General features: G+C 44.1%; 9 protein-coding genes and 4 pseudogenes. 9 read left to right on the top strand and 4 right to left on the bottom strand.

The window, feature by feature from the left end:
* Positions 1–372: 372 nt before the first annotated feature.
* A pseudogene (locus ACXIZX_RS00685) lies at positions 373–1,707 on the bottom strand (aminotransferase-like domain-containing protein).
* A 97-nt stretch (positions 1,708–1,804) separates the two neighbouring features.
* Here ACXIZX_RS00685 and ACXIZX_RS00680 point away from each other — a divergent pair.
* The 3 genes and pseudogenes from ACXIZX_RS00680 to ACXIZX_RS00670 all read left to right on the top strand — a co-directional run bounded on the left by ACXIZX_RS00680 (position 1,805) and on the right by ACXIZX_RS00670 (position 7,440).
* Positions 1,805–2,694 (top strand): annotated as a pseudogene (locus ACXIZX_RS00680) (DMT family transporter).
* A 907-nt stretch (positions 2,695–3,601) separates the two neighbouring features.
* Positions 3,602–4,612 (top strand): RepB family plasmid replication initiator protein, encoded by a 1,011-nt coding sequence (locus ACXIZX_RS00675; protein ID WP_479403436.1) that lies wholly within the window; start codon positions 3,602–3,604, stop codon positions 4,610–4,612.
* A 2,399-nt stretch (positions 4,613–7,011) separates the two neighbouring features.
* Positions 7,012–7,440, top strand: a complete 429-nt coding sequence (locus ACXIZX_RS00670; protein ID WP_479403432.1) for an Lrp/AsnC family transcriptional regulator — start codon at positions 7,012–7,014, stop codon at positions 7,438–7,440.
* 234 nt (positions 7,441–7,674) lie between these two features.
* Here ACXIZX_RS00670 and ACXIZX_RS00665 read toward each other — a convergent pair.
* Both ACXIZX_RS00665 and ACXIZX_RS00660 read right to left on the bottom strand, forming a co-directional pair.
* A pseudogene (locus ACXIZX_RS00665) lies at positions 7,675–7,788 on the bottom strand (integrase core domain-containing protein); the annotation flags it as partial.
* A 122-nt stretch (positions 7,789–7,910) separates the two neighbouring features.
* Positions 7,911–8,090, bottom strand: coding sequence for a hypothetical protein (locus ACXIZX_RS00660; protein ID WP_479403431.1), 180 nt, complete (start codon positions 8,088–8,090; stop codon positions 7,911–7,913).
* Between the two features lie 751 nt (positions 8,091–8,841).
* On the opposite strand from ACXIZX_RS00660, the gene ACXIZX_RS00655 reads away from it, so the two are divergent.
* The 4 genes and pseudogenes from ACXIZX_RS00655 to ACXIZX_RS00640 all read left to right on the top strand — a co-directional run.
* On the top strand, positions 8,842–10,140 hold the full coding sequence (locus tag ACXIZX_RS00655; RefSeq protein WP_479403430.1) for an MFS transporter: 1,299 nt from the start codon (positions 8,842–8,844) through the stop codon (positions 10,138–10,140).
* Between the two features lie 12 nt (positions 10,141–10,152).
* A complete protein-coding gene (locus tag ACXIZX_RS00650) occupies positions 10,153–10,908 on the top strand; it encodes a class II aldolase/adducin family protein (protein WP_479403429.1) in 756 nt (251 codons plus the stop codon).
* On the top strand, positions 10,905–11,834 hold the full coding sequence (locus tag ACXIZX_RS00645; protein ID WP_479403428.1) for a 2-hydroxyacid dehydrogenase: 930 nt from the start codon (positions 10,905–10,907) through the stop codon (positions 11,832–11,834). The genes ACXIZX_RS00650 and ACXIZX_RS00645 overlap by 4 nt, the downstream gene beginning before the upstream one ends.
* A 277-nt stretch (positions 11,835–12,111) precedes the next feature.
* Positions 12,112–12,835, top strand: a pseudogene (locus tag ACXIZX_RS00640) (transposase); the annotation flags it as partial.
* Between the two features lie 161 nt (positions 12,836–12,996).
* On the opposite strand, the gene ACXIZX_RS00635 reads toward ACXIZX_RS00640, so the two are convergent.
* A complete protein-coding gene (locus ACXIZX_RS00635; protein ID WP_479403427.1) occupies positions 12,997–13,419 on the bottom strand; it encodes a MarR family winged helix-turn-helix transcriptional regulator in 423 nt (140 codons plus the stop codon).
* A 169-nt stretch (positions 13,420–13,588) separates the two neighbouring features.
* Between ACXIZX_RS00635 and ACXIZX_RS00630 the strand changes: the two genes are divergently transcribed.
* Together ACXIZX_RS00630 and ACXIZX_RS00625 are read left to right on the top strand one after the other, a co-directional pair.
* The gene (locus ACXIZX_RS00630) at positions 13,589–14,758 is read left to right on the top strand and encodes a substrate-binding domain-containing protein (protein ID WP_479403426.1); all 1,170 of its coding nucleotides are present in this window, start codon (positions 13,589–13,591) and stop codon (positions 14,756–14,758) included.
* Between the two features lie 131 nt (positions 14,759–14,889).
* Entirely contained in the window at positions 14,890–16,119 is a 1,230-nt protein-coding gene (locus ACXIZX_RS00625) for an urea ABC transporter substrate-binding protein (protein WP_479403425.1), read from the top strand.

Here is a 16,119-nt window from a genome sequence, read left to right as displayed (position 1 = left end):
GAGGGCAGGGAAAGTCTCATTCACTAATCCATTGAATTTAATGAGAATTAATTTTCATGTTCACTCATATTTAGGAGTTGGCAACGCTACGTGAATTCTGAGTGAAATTGGAAGATAAACCTTACCAACTTATAATCTCAAGCGTCGGGGAAAACTTGGGTCATCGTTTCTTTCTACCCTGTAGAATGCGGAAACCAATTTGCTTGATGATTCCCACCACAAAGCGGCTTCATGAAGTGACGACTTCAGCATGTGAAGAAAAGCACTCGATACTTACCTGAGATACATACAGCACCATCAGCATTTAATGATTGCTCACCGATGTGTAAATATGAGTGTGTCTATCCAAGATCGGAAACAACAACGAATTTACTATCGGGACTGTTCATACTCAACAGCATCTCGAACGACGAGCAAAGCAGCACGTAAATGATCAGCACTCACTGACCCAATTGCAATCCTTATCGCCTGAAGAGTGGTCAGTGATGCACTGAATGGTTCTGCAGTCGACACAGATATGTCGCTGTCCATTAATTTTTTTGCTACCCGGTCTGCACGCGACTCTTCCCTCAGTGGTAGCTAGGCGAAGTATGACGAGGGATGGGATATACAGGTAGTATCACCGAGTATGTCTTTTAAAATAGCCTGCCGCTGGCGAGCATCGCGCCGCTTAAGCATTTCGAGGCGGGAAACGGTCCCATCCAGGATCCAACTGCATATCAGGCTAGTTATCACCGAAGGTGTGTTCCATGTAGTGGCTCGTACAGCTCTCTCTAACATGGGACGAAAATGTACAGGGGCAACAATAACACCGATGCGAAGCCCGGTTGCAACATTTTTTGAATATACGGTGACATAGACTGTACGTTCAGGTGCATAAAATGCCAATGGCGCTGGCGGATTGGTGACAAGATAGGAATAAGAAGCATCCTCTATGATCAACAGGTCATAGCTTCGAGCTATCTGAGCCAGTTGCTTTCGTTGCGAAGAGGTCATTATCCAGCCTAGCGGATTATGCAAAGTGGGCATGGTATAAACAGCACGCACTCGTCTTTTTTGACAGAGTTGATTCAGAGCTGTTAGATCTGGTCCGTTGCTAAGCTGAGATATGGCAATGATATCAAGATGATACAGCTCAGCAAGCGCTTTGAACCCAGGATATGTAAGAGCCTCGACCGCCATTACATCACCAGGCCTCAATATTCCTTAACTGCAACAGTCAACCCGTGTTGTGCACCGTTAACGATGAGTACATGGTCTGCCGTTGGCTTAAATCCCCTAAAAGAGAGGTGATCAGCCACGACCTCCCGTTCGGTTAGCCTGCAAGCGTGAGGCTGATAGCGTAAATGTGATTCTATATCTTCACTAGCAGCCACTTTCTTCAGTGTGTCGCGCTGCATATCTCCCTGCTCAGGAAGGGAAGGATAATTGAAATTCAGATCCACTGCATCTGAAGCGACAGATATCTGGGAAAATTCCATGACCAGATGGCAACGCTATTTCTCTGACGAACGTTCCTCTGCCTGTATCTCCACTTACCAGCGCCATGGACTCCAGCTCCCGATATACCCGCGTGGCGGTGACAAGAGAGATATGCTCGCGAGCCGAGAGTTCTCTGTGAGTCGGTAAGCGTGTTCCAGTTATGATTTCCACGCTACGAATTTTGAAAGCGAGGGCATCCATAATGCTTTTATAGCGGGCTTTCATCTAATTTATCCATGACAATAATTGGATTGTATTAAATGAATTAACTTTGCCCCCATTCAGGCTCAACCTAACAAGAAAGTGACGTGATGAGGGCAACATGGGTAAAACTGTAACGAAGAATACAAATTCCAGATTGTTCTCGGGCTCGTTGAATGGGCTATTGGGAGTGAAGATTTTCAGTGGTTCGTTGCCAGCAACCCGGATTGCCGTGCTTGATATGGATCCTCTTTTTTGACTTTCACCAGAGCCTCTATTACAGGAACATTGGCAACAACATTGATCTTCACATTCAGGAATACATGCCCGACTACTACACAAATCATGTCGTTGGTCATTCTGTCACAGGGCGTCGTTGTTAGTTTTCCTCTGCTGACAGCGATGTCTTTACTACATATCACTTCTGCGCATTCGATTGTCTTCCTGGGCCATTTGCCGTTAGTGACCGCACTCTTTGGGAGCATGCGTGGAGGTTAACGTCCGGGAAGGGCATTCTGGGTTTTCTCACTCACCGGCAGTTTTCTCGTTATAGGATTTGCATTATCTCAGGACATATCAATTTCGCTCAAAAGGGAGCTGCTGATGCTGGCTGCCATATTGTTATGTGGCAGGGGATACGCATAAGGAGCGAAGCTGACGCGCGTGCTTGGAGGATGGCAGGTCATAAGCTGGGCACTGATTATTTCTCTGCCAAGTATGCTGGTGGGCACCTCTTTAACAATGCCAGTTGCCGTCTCTGAAATGACGCAATCGGCATGGATCGCACTGGGTTACGTTTCAATCTTCAGTATGCTGATTGGTTTCATGTTTTGGTACTAAGGGCTAGCGACAGGAGGGATCGTTTCTGTTGGGCAACTACAACTTTTGCAGCCTTTGTTTGGGTAGGCTCTATCCGCGGTGTTTCTTCACGAACCTGTCAGTCCATGGATGGTGTTCTTCACGCTGGGTGTTCTGCTATGCGTGGTTGGTTCACGAAAATTCAGCAGGTAGGGGGATAAGATCAGGGCTGACATCGCAGATAAGGTTGTTCTTCCATGCTTTCGTATTTCAGAGGCTCTGCTATCTATTGTCAACGGTTTGCACAAGTCGACAAAATTGGTGATCGTGGATAAGTATTTTGTTTTTGAAGTGATGAAGGACGCTTAAATCAGGTCATGCCATCAGAAAAGAGATGCTGATAAATTTGGAGATCCTTAAAAGATCCCTGCTATACCCTCTAATTCTTCCTTAGACGCCTTTTGAAGTGATTTAGTGTTTGAAGGGTGATAAACAGTCATCCGCTCACAGAACTTATCTGGAAGCCGTACAGCGCTTTTTTGGTATGTTTAGGGATAACAGTATCGAGACTGAATCTTTTGGCTATACCGCAGCAATTACTGTTGAGCCATAGAGGAGCTTTCACTGTGAAACGGTATAGATAGATTTTTCAGTATCCTTATAGTTGGTTGCCTATGGATGTTGAGAAAAAAAATTTGCTCCCGCAGAAGGAGTTATCCACTTATCCACCGGTTCGATCCCAATAAATAAGATCCATATTAGATCCCATATAGATCCCAAAGAGATCCCCGATCGCTGTAAGCCGCGCCAGTACTGGGCTGAGAAGGGGTTACTATAAGCTGTAATAAGTAAAATATAAACTGTAGGGAGATCATAATAAACTATAAAAAGATAAATATAAGCTGTAGTTAGGAAAAGACATAAGCTATAGTGAGCTAGACGCTCAGAACTGCGATCTCCCTGTGGATACTTTTAACCTCTGAATATCAGATGGTTAGCAGTGTTATCGGCAAGTTGCTGTTCTGTAATACACATATTCAGATCCTCTGATTCTTTAAGCGATCTGCTTCAGACCTGTGTGGGAATGCCCGTGGCTAGCGAAAATCTTGACCTGACTAAATTGTTTGAAGAGCGAGATTCCAACTCTGGTGAGCTTATCACCCTTACCCCCAATGCCAATAACACCGTTCAACCGGTGGCATTAATGAGGCTTGGTGTCTTCGTTCCCACGCTTAAATCTCTGAAGAACAGTAAGAAAAATACTTTCTCAACCACGGATGCAACCGAAGAGCTGACACGGTTAACACTGGCTAAAGCAGAAGGCTACGAGAAGGTTGAAATTGTAGGTCCACGGCTGGACATGGATAATGATTTTAAGACCTGGGTTGGGATCATTCACTCCTTTGCTAAACACCGAGATAAGATCATTGGCGACAAGGTGCAACTGCCCTTTGTTGAGTTCGCCAAACTTTGTGGTATTCCTTCCAGTCGATCTTCTAAGCAGCTGCGTGAGCGTATCAGCCCCTCTCTTAAGCGCATAGCGGGTACGACCATCTCCTTTTCCAGTAAAACGGATGAGGATGCCAAGGAATACATCACTCACTTAGTGCAGTCTGCGTATTACGATACCAAAAAAGATATCGTGATATTACAGGCTGACCCTAAGTTGTTTGAGCTATATGAGTTTGATCATAAAGTTCTTTTACAGCTCAAGGCGATCAACGCGTTAAAGCGGCGGGAATCAGCACAGGCGCTTTATACCTACATCGAGAGCCTGCCAAAAAATCCTGCACCCATTTCATTAGCGCGCCTACGTGACAGGCTGAACCTGCGTTCTCCTGTGTTCTCACAGAACCAGACTGTACGTCGCGCTATGGAGCAGTTAAAGGATATTGGTTATCTCGACTACAGCGAGGTGCAGAAGGGCCGTAGCGTGTATTTCATCGTGCATAATCGTAACCCCAAGCTCAAGGCACCGAAAGCTGTACCTCCTATGGAACCTGCAAAGATTGAACCGACCAAGTCTGCGGAGTCTGATGATTTGCAACTGCAGGAAAAACTAAAGCTTCTAGACAAACTGGGTATTACGCTGGACGATCTCGAAAAGCTCTTTAAAGGCAAAACAGCATAAACTGTAGAGAGTAACGACGATCATAAGGTTTCTGCATTACAGTACTCACTACAGTTTATATACCCTACACCCTCATGATTATATGAGGTTTTTTTTTGGCTGCATAAAACAGTCAATAGCGTTTACTCACTACAGTTTATGTTTTACTGCCTATAGCTTATTCAATGCTATCCAAGACTCTATTTTACTCATCACAGCTTATATTGCGTAATAGTTTGCTCATTACAGTTTATATTTATACTTTATTTACTCACTACAGCTTATAAATTCCTTTAGAGTCTTCCCTTTTACTCATTACAGTTTATATATATGCCCCCCAGAGTAAGTTACTCTTTATAGCTTATATTCATGTGTCCCTTGGTAACCACTAACCTATAATCGATTGAATTGTAATAAAGTTAGTAACCACTAACATAAAGTTGAAACTTCTCAATTTCATAACAACTTTTTATAGCTTATGTTTGCTACTTACAGCTTATGTTTCCAGGAGTAAGTATGAGTTTACACACTACAGCTTATGCATAAGCTGTAGTGTGTAAACGGAGATGGATTGCTTAGCCATGCTTAGTTGCTGAAACAGATATAGAGGATAAAAATTAAATTTTGATTTAAATCAGATAGTTATACATTTTTATGTGACATTGTAACTGCTATAGGTCATTCACTCGTGTCAGAATTTAAAGCCTGGATTTAAGCGCCATTAGAAAACTGGATAATGTATTTATACTTAAATTTCATGTGGATGCAGAATAATATAAGCTATAGCGAGTGTTTAACATCGAGTGTTGGTGATTCGTGTTCTCAGGAGAATTGGGGTAAAAGTTGATATTGCTTACGAGGCATGGCCAGTTGCATCGTAACGATTTCAGTAGAGTAACAATGGTCTGTAAGCCGTATGTGACATCCTGTTGTGTTCTCTGATTAAAGTAAGCGAGGTGAATAACGAGCTTGAGGATCGCCGAATCAATGTCTGTAAAAACGACCAGTTTAACATACGGTATGCTCCAGCGAAGCGATCTTGACGACTTCTATATTCGTGACCCGCCCAAGCGCCCAGCGCTTAAGCAACCGCACAGACATGATTATTTCCAGATTCAAATCAACTTTGGAGGAGATACGGTTCAGCAAATTAGTGCAAGTATGCGTCCCCTAAAATGAAGGACACTTACCTTTACCAACTCCATCGGCAACACTTCATCTATCCTTCTGACAGTGGGCGGTTTATGGTGATCAATTTCACCTTCGCTTTTTTAATGCGTGGCCTGCCACTTGACACTCTGGATATTGATCCCCCCCTTAAATAGTGCTCCAGAGCTAGCGCTTTTTCGTATCCGGGAGTTTTTGGATTTTGTCATGGATGAGGCTGATTTTCCTAAGATTGAGTTATTGCTTAGAGATGCACGGTATTGACCGTCAGAGAGAATTCGGTTCCGAACTGCAATTTCGCGAATTACTGTTGCGACTCCTTGGGTAGGTCAGCCATCGCTACCAGACTGCCATGAACGAACAGGTGACAAACAAAGCGTAAGGGGGCTTTCAGCACTACATCAATAACGCACACTACAACGCCCGCCAAGGTAAGTGCAGTCACGAACACATCAAAAGCTAAACGTGCCTATTCACCGACATCTTCAGTTAGAGTTAAGAGCTTCTGAAAAGCATTACTCTCCAGGATTTCTGGCTTCGATTTGAACGCTGCAGGGCGCACCATCATGACCGTTTGAGAAGATTGCATGACGATGATTACTCCGAGCGAACCAGCAGGCTGTAGAGAACGCGAGGATTAGCTGGTGACGGTATGAAAGAAATGTCACGGCCAATATTATGCTGCATGGCTATGTCATTGATGAGCCTAAGTGCAGTAAATCTTTAATCGTGAAACCAACATAATCAAAGACGGTTTCGGCACTAACACTGCGTCGACTAGATTGTTGCTCATTAATTACTTACCATAATTCCGTGACTGCAAAATCTTCAGGCATCTGCGTAATTTACCCTTAATCCGTGATTACGGCGTGAACTCTACTAATACATCAGCACTGTTCTGGATCGCAGCCTCAAACTCAAACTCTGTCATACCTGGTCAATCACCACCTGCAGCGTTGATACGCATCCCAAGTTTAATTTGCCTAGCGCAAAGGATCGCGGCGTTAGTTTTATCCAACTCTCTCTACCGGATGAAATCTTGTTCAATGTAAGTAACTAACTGACTGTTAAATTTTGCAACACCAGATAGGCCGACAAGGTAAGCATATCGCCGATATCAATAAAATGTATCATGGAAAAAATCTCTTTGTTTCAATAAAACAACAGTATGAAGAAGCTATTCGAGTTGATGAAGTTGATTGGATTATCAAAATGTGATGATATTTATCAAATTGATAACTTGAAAATTCAAAATGACTATGAATCTGACTGATCGACATTTGATTGCGCTGTTACGTGATGATGCAAGGTTATCGATTACCGAATTAGCCAATCGCTTAAAAGTGTCCCGGGCCACCGTTCAGAAACGCATGGAAGCACTTGAGCAAGACGGCATCATCACTGGCTACACGATAAAAGTGAAACCTGGCGTGGAGCATAACCGGATTCGAGCGTGGATGAATGTGGCCGTGGAAGGGACGAAGGCTATAGCCATAGTGCAACAGTTGCGTGCAGACCCAGACGTTTTTACATTGCACAGCACAAACGGTAAATGGGATCTGTTGGTGGAATTACGTTCAGATTCGCTGGAGAATTTTGACCGTATTCTTGGGCGGATTAGGCGCATAGAGGGGATCTACAACACAGAAACGAGCATATTACTATCTACTCATAAAGCTTAGGTATTATTAATGCTCTTTAAACTTTCTAAGTGGGTCGAACAGATGTTTTTAGCTCACGTAAATGTTGATAAAACGTTGCTCAGATCCGCCCCAGTGTTCGATACAACAATCAGTTAGTAATATCGGTTTGTGACACTGTACCCAAATTTGATCCATGCATAATCAGGAATAATCGGCTTCAGGTTGGTTACTTATTCTGGAAACCGTCAGATTTTTGGGCGAATTCGGATGGGGTCATCTAGCCCAGCGCAGAATGGGGACGAGTCGTATGCGCCAGGCTTCGATTTTGCACCGGGCATCCTCCATGGACATAAACCCGTTCTCGTTCAGGCATTCCTTCCGCAGCCTGCCGTTGAATGATTACACCGTGGTATTATCCATGGGCGTATCCGGTTGTGAAAAGTCAATCCGGATATCACGTTCCTACACCCATTTTTCCGGCATTTTTCCCGCAAATTAAGAGCCATTATCTATTTCAGGAACTGTGGTAGCGTTCGCCTCAGCTCAATTCTTTCCAGCATCTCAGACACTTTTGAAGACGGCAGGTTCTGGCCCACGTAGATCCCCAGACATTCGCGCGTGTAGATATCGATTACCGTCAGCAGGCGGAGTCGGCGATCGTCAAACAACGCATCAGAGACAAAATCCATGCCCTTTACGTAGTTCGCCAGAGCCCTCTGAGGCTGTGGCTTACATTTCAGGGCGGATTAATTGCGGCGCGTACGTACCCAGCTAAGCCTGCTTCAGGGCAAAGACAATCTGCTCTTCGGTGAATCGTGACATTTTCATCGGCATAACCTGCGCTCAGGGCAGTCATTATCATCCCGGAATTATGTTTCTGAGAGGAGCAGGATTCCAGGGCAGGGTCAGAGTTATATAGGATGACTCAAAGACTTAGAATCAAAGTGGGTATTGTTTGAGAATGAGCAACCTGGTAGTAACAAGTGATTAGGTTATTAGTCATCTTGATTTCAAAAAATATCTGCTTTTAGCTGATTTTCTGACAGTTGAAAAAATCATCAAAAAAATTGCAAGCCGGATCTAAAATCTTTCCGGTAAGCTTTGCACCGTTATAGGGCGTGACTCCCCAAATCCTAACTCTATAAATCTCACTTGTGAATCTTCAATACTGAGGTTTAGAAAATTCCTTAATTATATTAATGGGCTATGATGTCTTTTTCGATATTAGCAGTATAAAAATTGTGTTTTATTTGGTGCAGTGAATCTCTTTTTTGGTGCAACAATATATGCTGCTTAAATACCAACCTGCTCATTAACCTAATTAATATTCATTATTAATATTACTATTTTGACCTAGAGGTGAGTAAACGGGATAAAACAATTCATAAGTAAGAAATTGAATATTTATAGATTGTCAATTACACCGGTTGGAGCGAGATAATGAGCGAAAAAAATCAGGCGAAGCGCGCTGCCGCTGCTGCTTTTATAGGCACAACAATTGAATTCTATGATTATTATATTTATGCAACTGCTGCTGCGTTAGCTTTAGGGTATGTTTTTTTTCCAAGTAGTGACCCTGTACTCAGTACACTGGCAGCTTTCGGCTCATTTGCGGTAGGTTTTATCGCCAGACCAATGGCAGGTATGGTTTTTGGGCAGCTTGGCGACAAGTTAGGCAGACGCAAAATGTTGTTGTTAACGATGGTGTTAATGGGATTAGCTACCACAGCAATCGGTCTCATTCCGGGGTATGATAAGATTGGTATGTGGGCACCTGTCTTGTTAATTCTTTTGCGTATCATTCAGGGTATATCTGTTGGAGGTGAATGGGGTGGTGCTGTATTAATGGCAAGTGAGCATGCACCTGAAGGGCGTAAAACCTTCTTTGCTTCTTTTGCTCAGCTTGGCAGTCCCGCTGGATTACTTTTGTCTCTTATTGCTTTTAGGCTGGTATCTACCCTTGAGCAGGAGACATTTCTATCTTGGGGATGGCGATTACCATTTCTTGCTAGTGGTGTATTAATGATTGTTGGTTTATACATCCGCCTAGGTGTAAAGGAATCGCCTGAATTCGTAGGGCTTCAGGTAAATGGTGACGTATCCAAGCGACCTCTCGTCGAAGTATTACAAAAATGCTGGCCACATATTATCTTTGCAGCTATCGCAGTAACAATCGGATCTGCAGGATTCTTCTTTACAAATATATTTATGATCACCTATGTAACTCAATATGTGGGTATAGCTAAATCAACAATTTTAGATTGTCTATTTGTTGTCACAATTATCCAGTTCATTTCGCAACCTATATCAGCATGGCTTGCAACAAAATATGGCGAGGGGCTTTTCCTGAAAATCGTTGCTTCGTTATGCCTTATTACACCGTATCCGATGTTTATGTTGGTAGGGACTAAAAATCTTTTCCTAATGACGGCTGGTATTTCGGTCACCGTTGTAATTTTATCTGCCCTATATGCCGTTATTGCAGGTTATATGGCTTCAGTATTTCCCACTAAATTACGTTATTCAGGGATTTCAATTGCATATCAGCTTATATGCGCAGTCGCAGGTGGAACAACACCATTAATTGGCACAATAATCGCAAAAAATTATGTAGGGCAGTGGCTTCCACTTGCTATTTTCTTTAGTTTTCTCTCAGCGCTATCCCTCATCGGGGTTATCGGGCTGAGCCACCTGCGCAATAAAGATAATGATACTAGTATGAAATTATCACTTAACTGATTGAGGTAACTCATGTCCCGTTGTGAAAATATGTCTCCCCAAGAGTGGGAAGCTCGTTGTGAATTAGCAGCACTTTATCGTATGGTCGCCTATTTTAAGATGACTGATATGATTGATACTCACATTACGATGCATGTCCCTGGTGAAAAAGATCATTTTCTAATCAATCAATATGGTGTGTTGTTTGATAGGATGAAAGCATCAGATTTAGTCAAAATTGATCATGAAGGTAATATTGTTGAAAAAGACAAAACTGGTAAAAAAGTGAACGCGGCAGGATTTGTCATTCATTCCGCAATTCACAAAGCGCGAGAAGATGTGAACTGCATTATTCATACGCATACAGCGGATGGTATCGCAGTCTCAGCTCAAAAACATGGGTTGTTGCCAATTTCCCAGCATGCCATGAAGTTTTATGGCAACCTTGCTTATCACACTTACGAGGGTATTGCGTTATCACTGAGTGAGCGTGAAAGACTTATTTCGGATTTAGGCTCGCACAACGCCATGATCCTGCGTAATCATGGGCTTCTTGGAGCTGGTCGCAGTATTGCGTGGGCTTTCCATGAAATATATTTCTTGGAAAGGGCGTGTCAGGCACAGATTAAAGCATTGTCTGGTGGTGCTGAATTGTGTATTCCAGAGGAGGCTGTGTGCTTACATACGGCGCAGCAATTTAAACGTGACGGAATTGATGACATTGTAAATGCAGGCTGGAAAGCTGCAATGACATTAATTGAAGATCAAAAAGAGTCTTATTGTTCATGAATAAAGTCGTCATCGTTAGTTCCGTTCAGGACTACCCACAGCAAATGATTGAAGCATTCGGGCGTTATCGCCCGGATTTGACTTTGGTATCAGCTGAAGATCAGACTGCAACAGATGCAGATGTCGCTATTTGCTGGTTTCCGAAAATAGATGTCACCAAGCAGTTTCCTGCATTGAAGTTAGTTCATTCTGTGGCATCTGGTGTAGACCATCTGGGCGCAGACATACTTTCATCAGGCATCAATATCTGCCGTGTAGTTGATGAAAGCCATAAGCGGGGTATGTTCGAATATATTCTGTGGGGAGTACTCTATTATCACCGCCATTTTGATCGTGTGCTACGTAACCAGCATGACTATGCGTGGGTACGATATCCTCAGGTTGGGGCTGAAAAACTCTCTTTAGGAATTATGGGATTGGGCGCTATTGGTCAGTATGTCTCCTCACAACTGGTTTCAATGGGATACGAAGTAAAAGGATGGTCCCGTACAGAGAAGTTTATTGATGGTGTTGATACCTATCATGGAGAAAACGGACTGGAAGTTTTCCTATCTGAAAGTGATATCCTTATCAATGTACTTCCGCTCACATCTGAAACTCAGGGAATCCTTTCTCAAAGTCTTTTCAATCGTTTACCGAAAGGGGCTGCTGTTATTAACTGTGGACGGGGGCATCATCTCAACGCAACAGATTTAATTAATGCTGTTAATACTGCTCAGTTACGTGGCGCAATACTTGATGTTTTCCAGGTAGAGCCGCTTCCGGTTGATGATCCTTTATGGACGACCAAAGGTATAGTTATTACTCCGCACATGGCTTCTGCCGCCTCAATTGAAGCAATTGTTAAACAGGTAAGCAGTAATATCGATCGGTTGAGGGCTGGAAAACCGTTGGAGTATCGTGTGGATACCTCTCTAGGATATTAATTTCTACCGATCAGGTTACCGCCTTACTGCAATAAAACTTCATGCTAATGAATGAGCGATGTGACCTAACTAAGGTTAAGCAGGAATTCTTCTTCCGCTTTATTGCATTTAGCTGAGCTATTCCACGTCAGATGAAGTGTAAGAACGGCAACGCCTCCCGCAGGGGGTGTTGCCAAAGGTTGTCCGCAGCCACCACCTCCTTAACTGAACTGGTTTACTGAATTTAGCCCCCTGAACAGAGGTGATATGATCACCTCAGAACATCGAAGGTGCACCCATGAATAGAAGAAATTTCAGCCCTGAATACATACGCGAATCAGCCTAGTTAGTTGTCGAGCAAAACTACACCGTCTCAGATCCCGCTAAGGCTAAGCTAAGGATGTCGGTCTTTCCACGATGATAAAGAGGGTAAAGCAACTACGTGATTAGCGTCAGGATAAAATGCAAAAGTCTCCCCTATAAACCCGGAATAAATCTAATACGCGAGCTAAACAAAAAGTTCCAACGCGTTAAAATGGAGTACCAAATATTAGAATGGCTACTGCGATCTTAATGTCAGACTCTCTGAACAGTTCTCAAAAATCGGGAAACTCAGGGCGCGTTATCCTGTAACTTCGCTCTGCCCTGTGTTCGGGGTCAATCGCAGCAGCTACAAATACGGGAACAACCGGCCCCACAAACCAAACGGCAGACTGAATGTTTTACGAAGGCAAGTTCTTGAGCTGCAAGGCATCGCTTCATTGGCAACCCAAAGATGCTACCTGATGGGACGCTGGTTTGCTGGCAGGCTCATGAAAGAGTTGGGGCTGGTCAGTTGTCAGGAGCCGACTCACCGATATAAGCGTGGCGGTCATGAGCAAGTCGCTCTCCCAAATCACTTTGAACGGCAGTTCGCAGTGACATGGCCAAACCAGGTATGGCGACGTGATGTACATCTGGATAGGCAAGCGCTGGGCGTGGCTTTCAGTTTTCTCGATCTGTTTGCAAGAAAGCCAGTGGGTTGAGTAATGTCGTTATGATTTTGATTATTTTTGTCCTGGGTTCACTCTATTCGGTTAAAGATGAATCATCTGGGGGCAGTTTTGAGACAGACGCCACGTATTAGGCTAGGGAGCGTCTGTTACTCGGTGTAAATCATATGCTGAAAGCTACTCTGCGGGTATTAATCTTCCGGTGCTGACTTTATGAATTGTTCAAGCATCTCTTTGAGCATCTGCGCTTCAACACTTCCATAAGCATCTTCTAGCTTGCCTTGATGATCGTCTAGACGATCATTCTGTTGTTCCAAAACTGCTTTGCCTTTATCAGAGATGAATAACCGAACCTTACGACGATCCACTTCATCTGGCAGGCGATACACAAGGGCTTCAAGAACCATTTTATCTATGATCTTGGTCAGGGTTGGAAAATTCTGCATTAACTCTTCAGAGAGCTCACGCATAGTGACGCCTCGATTATCAGAAATAACCTTAAGCGCTCTCCAATGCTCTAAGGTGATCCCTTCCAGAGAAAGCTGACGGTTTACACGGCGATTTGCCTGCGCCAGAAGATGGGCAAGATATTCATTGATTGGTTTGTCCGACATAAAGCAGCTTCACGCTAGTAGAACAATAAGTCGAACTACTTTATCACTTGTTTGGGATGGGGTCATCCTGTCATCGGATGGGAAGTAAATCACAGTCTCTTTCGATCTTTCAGAGCTAGCATGGATTTTGCATTAATCTACTCATATGCCCTTAAGAAAAAGCTTTCCCATGCTGAATCTAAATACTCACGTTCCCCAAGTCTATCCTCTTTTTGGATACCAAAGATCGCAAACTGAAAAATCAGTCTTTTCCTCTGACTGCGATCCACATGGACGCAGTCACAACGCTAAGAGCCGTCCGTTACGACTGGGTTTGCTTGTGCCTTTCCACGGTACAGATGCGATATGGGGGCCATCATGTCAGTACAGTGCCGTCCTGGCTGCGGCAGAAATTAACCGGAGAAAGGGAGTACTGGGAAAAGATATAGAGTTGTTTGCTGTTGATGCTGGTGGAGATCCTGAAGCAGTGGTTGCTCGATGCTGGGATCTAGTGAAAACTCATCAAATTGATGCGCTGATAGGAGTTCATCTTTCCAGCGTCAGAGTGGCACTACGTAATGCTTTCGCCGGTATAATCCCATATGTGTTTGCCCCATTATATGAGGGAGGCGAAATGACGACTGGTGTTTTTGCCATCGGAGATACCCCCCAACAGCAATTCCCTGCTGCAATACGCTGGATGATGGAGCATCGTGGTGCACATAGATGGCATATTGTGGGCAATGACTACATTTGGCCACGTGCAACCCACGCATCTGTGAGTCAAATGATCCAAAAACAGGGCGGTCTGGTTATTGGTGAAGACTACCTTCAGTTAGGCCAAGTCGATATCACCATGATGATTGAGCGTATCAGGGCTTCTGCCCCGCACATTATTTTTGAATCACTGGTTGGTTCTGATTGTGTGGCCTTCAATCGCGCATTTTCTGAAGCAGGTTTATCTGAAAGCATCATTCGAATCTCAGGGTCTATTGAAGAGAATACGTTGCTGGGTATTGGTTCTGAGCACACGTATAACCTTTACTGTGCTGCAAGCTACTTCAATTCCCTTTCGACCCCTGAAAACATTCGTTTTATGGATCAATATCGTGCAGCTTATGGTCTTAATGCACCAGTTCAGGGCGTTCTGAGTCAGTCATGTTATGACGCAATACATTTTTTTGCCGCTCTCGCAGAGCGCGCGGGCGGATTATCAATCACTGAGCTAAGCCAAGCGTATGAAGGTTTAAAATTTCATAGTGTGAGAGGTAAGCAGCACATCACTTCAGGTATGACAAAACCTACCATTTATATGGCTGAGGCTGATGGGATTCAGTTTAACATCCTTTCGTCTTTGTAAAATGAAGGGGGTATTTGGTTGCAAAGATTATATTTGAAAAGTGAAATATAACTTGTTAGGTTGTTTCTTCCTGGCGCAGGGGCGATGGTGCCTGTCTGCTGCTAACTTTGGCAGGAGAGAAACAGATCAAGATGGCTATTTCACGACGTGGCTTAATCAAAAACAGTATGTTATCGCTCGCTGCAGCACCTTTCATTGGTAAGCTTCAGGCGGCAGAACCTATTAAAGTTGCAGCAATTTTCGATCAGTCTGGCGGACTCGACATCTACGGTCAGCCGGTAATGAATTGTGTTGAACTGGCGATTGATGACATAAACAGTCAGGGAGGATTACTCGGGCGTCAGGTCCAGTTGGTAAAATACGATCCTCAGTCTAACATCCAGTATTACACCCAATTTGCCACGCAAGCCGCGACACGCGACCGCGTGTCAGCTGTATTTGGAGGTGTAACCAGCGCATCGCGTGAAGCTATTCGGCCTATTCTGCGTCGATATCAAACCCCCTATTTTTATCCGTCGCTTTATGAAGGCGGTGTGTGCGACCGCAACAGCTTTGAGATTGGTACCACGCCTGCGCAAACGGTTGCACGCATCGTTCCGTATGCGGTAAAGCAGTGGGGAAAAAAGATTTATGTTATTGCCGCGGACTACAATTTTGGTCACATCTCTTCAGACTGGGTAAAGAAGTATGCACAGGACTCTGGAGCAGAAGTGATCGCGACGGAATATTTCCCTTTGGATGTCACTGATTTTGGCGCCACTATCAAAAAGATTCAGGACGCCAAGCCAGATATGGTGTTCTCATTACTGGTGGGTGGAAATCACATTTCCTTTTTCCGGCAGTGGGCGGCTGCCGGAATGGTTGGTCAGATCCCTATTGCTTCCAGTGATTTTGGTGTCGGTAATGAAAACCGCATCCTTAATCCAAAAGAGAGTGAAGGTATCCTCGCTGCTTATGCTTACTTCCAGGAATTGGATACCCCTGTTAACAAAGCATTTTTGCAGCGTTTGCAGACAAAGTTTGGCAGTAACACCCCCTACATTAACGAGACTGCCATAGATGGCTGGTACGCAGTAATGCACTGGGCTAATGGCGTACGCATGGCAAACTCTGTGGAACGTATGCCGTTAATCGACTCATTAGAGAGAGGCTCAACCGTTGATGGTCCCGGCGGTATTTCTCGACTGGATGCTGCAACACATCACTTTACGGTTGATATCCATCTGGGACAGGTGAAAGACGGCGTCTGGAATATCCTCGAAACTTATCCGCAACAGCCCCCATCAGATACTGCTGCTGTTTGTAATCTGCTCACTAATCCGAATGATAACCAGCAATATGTTATCAAGGCGGGTGGCTAA

Source organism: Candidatus Pantoea symbiotica, from assembly GCF_056491525.1.
The sequence above is the reverse complement of the archived record's forward strand: the minus strand, read 5'-3'. Positions and strand labels throughout refer to the sequence as shown.

What these genes read in the sequence shown, in the direction of transcription:
- ACXIZX_RS00670 (WP_479403432.1), top strand. Translation starts at nt 7,012, where the DNA reads ATGACTATGAATCTGACTGATCGACATTTGATTGCGCTGTTACGTGAT.
- ACXIZX_RS00660 (WP_479403431.1), bottom strand. Translation starts at nt 8,090, where the DNA reads ATGGATTTTGTCTCTGATGCGTTGTTTGACGATCGCCGACTCCGCCTG.
- ACXIZX_RS00655 (WP_479403430.1), top strand. Translation starts at nt 8,842, where the DNA reads ATGAGCGAAAAAAATCAGGCGAAGCGCGCTGCCGCTGCTGCTTTTATA.
- ACXIZX_RS00650 (WP_479403429.1), top strand. Translation starts at nt 10,153, where the DNA reads ATGTCCCGTTGTGAAAATATGTCTCCCCAAGAGTGGGAAGCTCGTTGT.
- ACXIZX_RS00645 (WP_479403428.1), top strand. Translation starts at nt 10,905, where the DNA reads ATGAATAAAGTCGTCATCGTTAGTTCCGTTCAGGACTACCCACAGCAA.
- ACXIZX_RS00635 (WP_479403427.1), bottom strand. Translation starts at nt 13,419, where the DNA reads ATGTCGGACAAACCAATCAATGAATATCTTGCCCATCTTCTGGCGCAG.
- ACXIZX_RS00630 (WP_479403426.1), top strand. Translation starts at nt 13,589, where the DNA reads ATGCTGAATCTAAATACTCACGTTCCCCAAGTCTATCCTCTTTTTGGA.
- ACXIZX_RS00625 (WP_479403425.1), top strand. Translation starts at nt 14,890, where the DNA reads ATGGCTATTTCACGACGTGGCTTAATCAAAAACAGTATGTTATCGCTC.